Source organism: Sphingobium sp. (assembly GCF_033795625.1).
In the GTDB taxonomy this organism is placed as follows: domain Bacteria; phylum Pseudomonadota; class Alphaproteobacteria; order Sphingomonadales; family Sphingomonadaceae; genus Sphingobium.
Genome location: NZ_JARYGI010000070.1, coordinates 1 through 6,630 on the forward strand (window position 1 = coordinate 1; position 6,630 = coordinate 6,630).

The window sequence follows — 6,630 nt, forward strand, 5'->3', positions numbered from 1 at the left end:
TGGCAAAGGCAGCGCTTCATCAGCCCTCCGCTGCCAAACAGGCGTCAGAACGCGAGGTTGATAGAGGTGCCCAGCTACAGGTCCGGTTGGCCATTAACTCATGTAAACTACTGATATTTGAAGCGTAATTCCTATTCGCCAGTCGTGCCCGATCCCCCTGTGGTAGTGCCGCTGCCTGTGCTTGCACCCGAAGTGCCGACAGTTCCGGCGGCTCCCCCTCCTGTCGCGCTCTCAGGATTTGCACCCGTCGCCGTGCCGGTACTTCCGGTCGACGATCCTGCCGTGCCCAGCGTTCCCGCCGTGCCCATGCCGGGATCACCGGCTGCGCCCCCGGTCGTGCCCGCGCTTCCGCCAATCATGCCGTTATTGCCCGAGGCTCCGTTCGCAAGGGACATGTTTCCGACGGCAGAGGCATTCCCGGCCTGATCTGCCGTCACCGCATCATTGCGAGAGCAAGCCGGCAGCGCGGCGAGAAGGATCAAGGGTAGTCCGAGGATGCGTGCAGATATGTTCATGATGGTCTCCCGAAATAGCTGACGGCGAAACCTGCCGGAAATCAACATGTTCCATTTCCACACCTAGGTTAGGAGTTTCGACGGGCTCCGAACCCGCAGGCACCTCACGCGTTCTTGAGAGATCAACTACAGATAAGGAAGCCGCAATGACCGATGAACCTCTGAACCCCGGCGATGTCGCCGCCCCCGGCACGCCGGGAACAGGTGAAAACCTGTGCGCCACATGCAGCGGCACCGGACGACTTGACGACCGGGAATGCCCGGAATGCGGCGGATCGGGGAAAATCATCGAAGGGATCGGCGGCGCCTGATCCATCGGCGTCGAGGAACGATAGCCCATCAGGCAGCTTATGGTCCGCTGAAGGAGAACCGTCGTGGAAGATCAACGCGTTTGGGAATTTGAGGAAAGCCTGTGGACGGGCGACACGGATCATTATCGCGAACTCATCGACGACGAATGCGTGATGGTGTTGCCTGAAAAGCCATTCGTTTTCACCGGACAGCAGGCGATCGAGGCTGTGACACATACGCCAAGCTGGTCGACGGTGGTTTTCGAACAACAGCAGGTGATGCGGCCTCAGGAGGGCCTGATTGTCATCGCTTACCACGCCAGCGCCAGTCGCGAAGGGGCTGCTCCCTACAGCGCGCATTGCACCTCGACACTCCGCCGTTTGGAGCATGAGGTCTGGCGCGTGGTGCAGCATCAGCAAACGCCGGTGCTCACGACCAGCGGTTAATCGGCGCGAGGCCGCGTCCAGAGGCCCTGCCGGGGCATCTCGGCGGGCCACTTTGCCGCACGTCCTCTTGCCTGAAATGCTGATTTCGCGACCCAGCCAAGCTTGGCCGCTTTGGTGGTGATTACGCGATTGTCCAGCGCGCCGGGCCCGCGCCGCGCGACTTCGCGGGCTATGTCGCCATAGATGCCGGCAGCGGACAGCACGGCCCATGCGCTGCGATACCCGAGCGCGCCGGTGCCATGCCGCGCGCTCTGCTCATAGTTCGCCGCCTTGCTCGCCAGCCGCTGCTGGAGCACCGCCAGCGCCGCCGGGTTCGCCATGAGCGCGTCTGGCGCAATCCCCTGCTCCGTCAGCCAGTCGCGTGGCAGATAGCACCGCCCGGCTTCGGCATCCTCCGCCACATCGCGGGCGATATTGGCAAGCTGAAACGCAAGGCCGAGATCGCATGCCCGGTCCAGCGTCGCCTCGTCCTGCGGATCGACGCCCATCACCACCGCCATCATCAGGCCGACTGCGCCCGCGACATGATAGCAATATTGCAGCAAGTCATTTTCCGTCTGCGGCCGCCAGTCGGCTGCATCCAGCGCAAAGCCCTCGATCAGGTCACGCGCAAAGCCATGCGGGATGCGACACTCCGCTGCGACCACGCCCAGCCCATCGAAAGCCGGGTCGCCAGTAGCCTCGCGCCGCAGCGCGGCGTCCGTCAGCGTGCGGATCGTCGCCAGCCGCGTCGCCGCATCCTCCACCGAGGTCATCGTTCCGCCATGGTCCTGCCCATCGGCCAGATCGTCGCACTTGCGGCACCACGCATAGAGCAGCCATGCCCGCTCGCGCGTCGCGGGCGCGAACAGCTTCGATGCCATCGCGAAGGATTTCGACCCGCGCGAGATACTCTCCCGCGCCTGGGCGACCAGCGCCGCCCGGTCGAGCTTCACAGATTATGGGCCTTCATGCGGAAGATCGTCTCATGCGGCTGATAGGCGGCCATGGCGTCCAGCAGACCTTCGATCGTGTCGCCATGCACGATGATCCGGGCGTGGGCGGGGCGAATGAAACCGACGTCGATCATGTGCCGGTTGAACGCGATCAGATGATCGTAGAACCCAGCCGCGTTCAGCAATCCCACCGGCTTTTCATGATAGCCAAGCTGCGCCCAGCTTACCGCTTCCCACAACTCGTCCATCGTGCCGACGCCGCCGGGGATCGTCACGAAGCCGTCCGACAGGTCAGTGAACAGCGCCTTGCGCTCGTGCATGTTGGCGACGACCCGCAATTCCGTGCAGCCGCGATGCGCGACCTCCGCCCCGACCAGCGCCTCCGGGATGACCCCGATCACTTCGCCGCCCGCCGCCAGCGCCGCGTCCGCCACTGCGCCCATCAGGCCCAGCCGCCCGCCGCCATAGACGACCGCGATCCCGTGCTGCGCCAATGTGCGGCCGACTTCGCGCGCAGTCTCGATATATACAGGGTCGGAGGGGGTGGCGGAGCCGCAATAGACGGCGAGGCGTTTCATGGTCATTCCATCACTCGTAGCGTCAGACGCGCAAGTCATCCAGCATCAGCGCGGCTGTCGCCTTGGCGCTGCCGACCACGCCCGGAATGCCTGCGCCCGGATGCGTTCCCGCGCCCACCAGATACAGGTTCGGGATCACATCGTCGCGATTATGCGCGCGGAACCAGGCGCTCTGCGTCAGCAGCGGCTCGAGGCTGAAGGCGCTGCCCATATGCGCATTGAGATCCCGCCCGAAATCGTCCGGCGCATAGTGGAACTGCGTCACGATCCGGCTGCGGATGTCCGGGATCAGCCGCTTCTCGATCTCACCTAGGATGCGGTCTGCGTAGACCGGCCCCATCTGCGCCCAGTCTATGGGAAGCTTCCCCATGTGCGGCACCGGAGAGAGCGCATAGAAGCTGGAGCACCCTTCCGGCGCCATCGACGGATCGGTAACGGTCGGATGATGCAGATATAAAGAGAAGTCCTGCGACAGCACGCCATGCTGATAGATGTCCGTCAGCAACCCCTCATAGCGCGGGCCGAACAGGATCATGTGGTGCGGGATACCCGGCCACGTCCCCTTGATCCCGAAGTGGACGACGAAGAGCGAAGGCGACCATTTCTTGCGCGTCAGCTTGTCCGCCTGCTTCGCGCCGCGCGGATGGTTGGCGAGCAAATTTCGATAGCTGTGCATCAGGTCGGCATTGCTGGCCACCGCGTCCGCTTCGCCGCGCCAGCCGCTTGCCGTGCGCACGGCCGTTGCGCGATCGCCCACCGTCTCGATCTCCACCACTGGATCGCCAACGCGCATCGTGCCGCCGATCCGCTCGAAATGCGTCACCATGCCCGCGATCAGCCGATTGGTGCCGCCCTTCGCAAACCAGACGCCGCCGTCCTTCTCCAGCTTGTGGATCAGCGCATAGATCGCGCTGGTGTTCATCGGATTCCCGCCGACCAGCAACGTGTGGAACGAGAGCGCCTCGCGCAGCTTCTCATTCTTCACGAAGCTCGACACCATCGAATAGACCGATCGCCACGCCTGATACTTCGCCAGCGCCGGAGCCGCCTTTATCATCGAAGCGAAGTCGAGGAACGCGACCGAACCGAGCTTCTCATAGCCTTCCTTGAACACGCCCGCGCTGTAGTCGAGAAACCGTTCGTAACCCGCGACATCCTCCGGGTTCAGCTTGCCGATCTCCTTGCGCAGCGACACTTCGTCATTGGAATAATCGAAGTTCGTCCCGTCCGGCCAGTTCAGCCGATAGAAGGGCGATACCGGCATCAGCGTCACGTCCTGCGCCATGTCGTGCCCCGACAGGCGCCAGAGTTCAGCCAAGCAGTTGGGGTCGGTGATGACGGTCGGCCCGGCGTCGAAGGTGAAGCCGTCCTTCTGCCAATAATAGGCGCGGCCGCCCGGACGATCGCGGCCCTCGACTACTATGGTATCGATGCCCGCCGACTGCAGGCGAATGGCGAGCGCGAGGCCGCCGAACCCGGCGCCAACGACGATAGCTTTCTTGTTCATCATCATCCTTGGCGCATCAATGCTTTAAGTGCTCTGCTTATGGGGACAGGCGGACGCCCGCACAAGATGCGCGCCTTATCGGCCAGCGTCGAGCGGCCTGCGTAGAAGCGCTGGATCAGTGCGGGGGGCAGCCGATAGAAGCGCTGGAAGATGCGGTATCGGGAAGCGGGGTCCGCAGCCCGGAACAGCATCTTGCCGAGCAGCCGGTAATAGCCTCCGCTCGCCCAATGTCGCTTTGCCCATGTCCGGCTTTCGTTTGCGAGGGAATCGCCTTCCAGCGGCCAGCGCTCCGCCATGTGCAGCGCGAACGCCACGGCATCGGGTAGCGAGTAGCCGGTCATCGGATGGAACAGCCCGCCTCGCACCCCTGCGCGCGCCATAGGATCGGCACTTGGCCACAGCGCATCGAAGTCGCCGCCATGTACGACCGGGAGGACGCCAGTTTCCTCATGCACGACTCTCTCGATGACCCAGCCCTGGGCCTTGGCATATTCGCCGATGCGCGTACGGATCGCCTCGACCGCGAGTTCCAGGCCGTCGCTGTAATACGTGTCCTCGACGAATATCTCCCGTTCGCCAGTAGGTAGCAGATAGACGAACCGATAGCCGTCGATCTGCGCCACCGTCGCGTCCATGATTATGGGCCGCGTCAGTCCGTGCGGTGCAGACAGGCGCAAGGTCTGCCCGACGAACTTCTGCCATCCGCACTCCAGCACGGACACATCGCCGCCGCCGCGCGCATCCATAACGCACTTCGCTGCAATCTCGCGTCCATCTTCCAACATCACCGCATCGGGCGTCAGGCGTACTGCCTTGCCCCTCACGATCCGATCACCGAGCATATTTTGCAGGTGTGTGTCGAACCTGGCCGAGGTGATGCTGTTGTACGGCGTGGGCAGCGTGCGATGATATCCGGGAAAGCGCACCTCATGTCCGTCCGCCCAGCGATGCGCGATCAATGGATCGACCAGCCAACGGTTCGCATCCTCCACATCACCGTCAAAGAAAGACCAGACGTGATTGCCGCCCATCGTTCCTTCCCGCTCGATCAGCAAGATGCGAACGGAGGGATGTCTTTCAGCGATCGCCAGAGCAACAAGCCCTCCGGCCAGTCCACCGCCCACAATGGCGAGATCGCAGGACAGGCTATTGGTGGCAGGCTGCGATGACATCCACATGCCCTAACTCGCCGTGGGCATTGCGGGAAGAGGCGCGTTGCGCAATTGACCGGGCGGCCCCAGTCGTTACGACCCTGTGCATGAGCAATCACGACGACAAGCATTATTTCGATCACATCTATCTCGCATCCGGACATGACCGGAATGCGAAGAAAACACTCTGGGTCGTTTGGCTGACCGCCGTGACTATGGTGGTGGAGATCGCCGCGGGCTGGGCGACTGGATCGATGGCGCTGCTGGCCGACGGGTTTCACATGGCGACTCATGCCGGTGCCCTCGGGGTGGCCGCGCTCGCCTATCGCTATGCCCGGACACATGCTCGTGATCCGCGTTTCACGTTCGGCACCGGAAAGGTGGGAGATCTGGCTGGATTCGCATCCGCCTTGTTGCTGGGCGTGGTCTCGCTCGGCATCGCCATCGAATCGGGAATGCGCCTGTTGCAACCGATCCATGTCGATTTTGGAGAAGCGACTCTGGTGGCCTGCGTCGGACTGGCGATCAACATCGTCAGTGCCTTCATGCTGGCGGAGGATCATAGTCACCATGGGCATTCGCACGGACATACGCATGATCACGCTCCACCTCCCGATCACCACGATCACGATCATGCCGTTTCGACGGGAAAGCACGGCGACAACAATCTGCGCGCGGCCTACGTCCACGTCCTTGCCGACGCGCTGACATCGGTGCTCGCCATCGCGGCCTTGCTGGGCGGGCGATATCTTGGCTGGTTGTGGCTGGATCCTGTCATCGGCATCATGGGCGCGGTCGTGATTGCCCGATGGGCCTGGGGCCTGATGGCCGACACCGCCTCCATCCTGCTCGACACAGCCGAGCCGCAGTTGACGGCGCGCATCCGGGCACTGACTGAAGCGCAGGGCGCGACGATTGCCGACCTCCACGTCTGGCGCGTAGGTCCCCATGCTCATGCGGCTATCATAAGCCTTTCAGGACCCGCCGACAGCACCACTATCCGGGCAAAGACCCTTGCTTTGCCGGGAATGGAGCATGTTACCGTGGAATGCCTCGCTTAAGACAGCAAGATCGAAAAACTTCTGGCCATTTAATTGAGCGAGTCGCTGCATTTGGCGACAGGTAGTGGGCCAGGCTGTGTAGAAACGCGATCAGCAGATCTGTGCGGGTTTACCGTTTGCGGTGGAGCAACGAGATTTGTTAGTTT

Annotated in this window: 8 protein-coding genes; 3 read left to right on the forward strand and 5 right to left on the reverse strand. The window is 62.7% G+C overall.

The features are described 5' to 3' along the window. Positions 1-131 precede the first annotated feature (131 nt). Positions 132-515, reverse strand: coding sequence for a hypothetical protein (locus QHC67_RS18385; protein WP_319296577.1), 384 nt, complete (start codon positions 513-515; stop codon positions 132-134). 146 nt (positions 516-661) lie between these two features. Here QHC67_RS18385 and QHC67_RS18390 point away from each other — a divergent pair, with 146 nt between their 5' ends. Beyond that, positions 662-826 carry a hypothetical protein gene (locus QHC67_RS18390; protein WP_319296578.1) on the forward strand — a complete coding sequence of 55 codons (165 nt, stop codon included), beginning with the start codon at positions 662-664 and terminating at the stop codon, positions 824-826. 63 nt (positions 827-889) lie between these two features. Then, positions 890-1,252, forward strand: a complete 363-nt coding sequence (locus QHC67_RS18395) for a DUF4440 domain-containing protein (protein WP_319296580.1) — start codon at positions 890-892, stop codon at positions 1,250-1,252. Here the strand turns inward: QHC67_RS18395 and QHC67_RS18400 are convergent. Genes QHC67_RS18400 through crtY form a run of 4 tightly spaced genes read right to left on the reverse strand, consistent with a single transcriptional unit; the run spans position 1,249 to position 5,444 of the window. After that, positions 1,249-2,166: a phytoene/squalene synthase family protein gene (locus QHC67_RS18400; protein WP_319296588.1), complete on the reverse strand. Its 918-nt coding sequence runs from the start codon at positions 2,164-2,166 to the stop codon at positions 1,249-1,251. The genes QHC67_RS18395 and QHC67_RS18400 overlap by 4 nt on opposite strands. 17 nt (positions 2,167-2,183) lie before the next feature. Continuing rightward, positions 2,184-2,765, reverse strand: coding sequence for a TIGR00730 family Rossman fold protein (locus tag QHC67_RS18405; RefSeq protein WP_319296582.1), 582 nt, complete (start codon positions 2,763-2,765; stop codon positions 2,184-2,186). A gap of 22 nt (positions 2,766-2,787) precedes the next feature. Beyond that, positions 2,788-4,272 carry a phytoene desaturase gene (locus QHC67_RS18410; RefSeq protein ID WP_319296583.1) on the reverse strand — a complete coding sequence of 495 codons (1,485 nt, stop codon included), beginning with the start codon at positions 4,270-4,272 and terminating at the stop codon, positions 2,788-2,790. A 2-nt stretch (positions 4,273-4,274) separates the two neighbouring features. Beyond that, positions 4,275-5,444, reverse strand: a complete 1,170-nt coding sequence (crtY, locus tag QHC67_RS18415; protein WP_319296584.1) for a lycopene beta-cyclase CrtY — start codon at positions 5,442-5,444, stop codon at positions 4,275-4,277. A gap of 86 nt (positions 5,445-5,530) precedes the next feature. Between crtY and dmeF the strand changes: the two genes are divergently transcribed. Next, the gene (gene dmeF / locus QHC67_RS18420) at positions 5,531-6,484 is read left to right on the forward strand and encodes a CDF family Co(II)/Ni(II) efflux transporter DmeF (RefSeq protein ID WP_319296586.1); all 954 of its coding nucleotides are present in this window, start codon (positions 5,531-5,533) and stop codon (positions 6,482-6,484) included. Positions 6,485-6,630 lie beyond the last annotated feature (146 nt).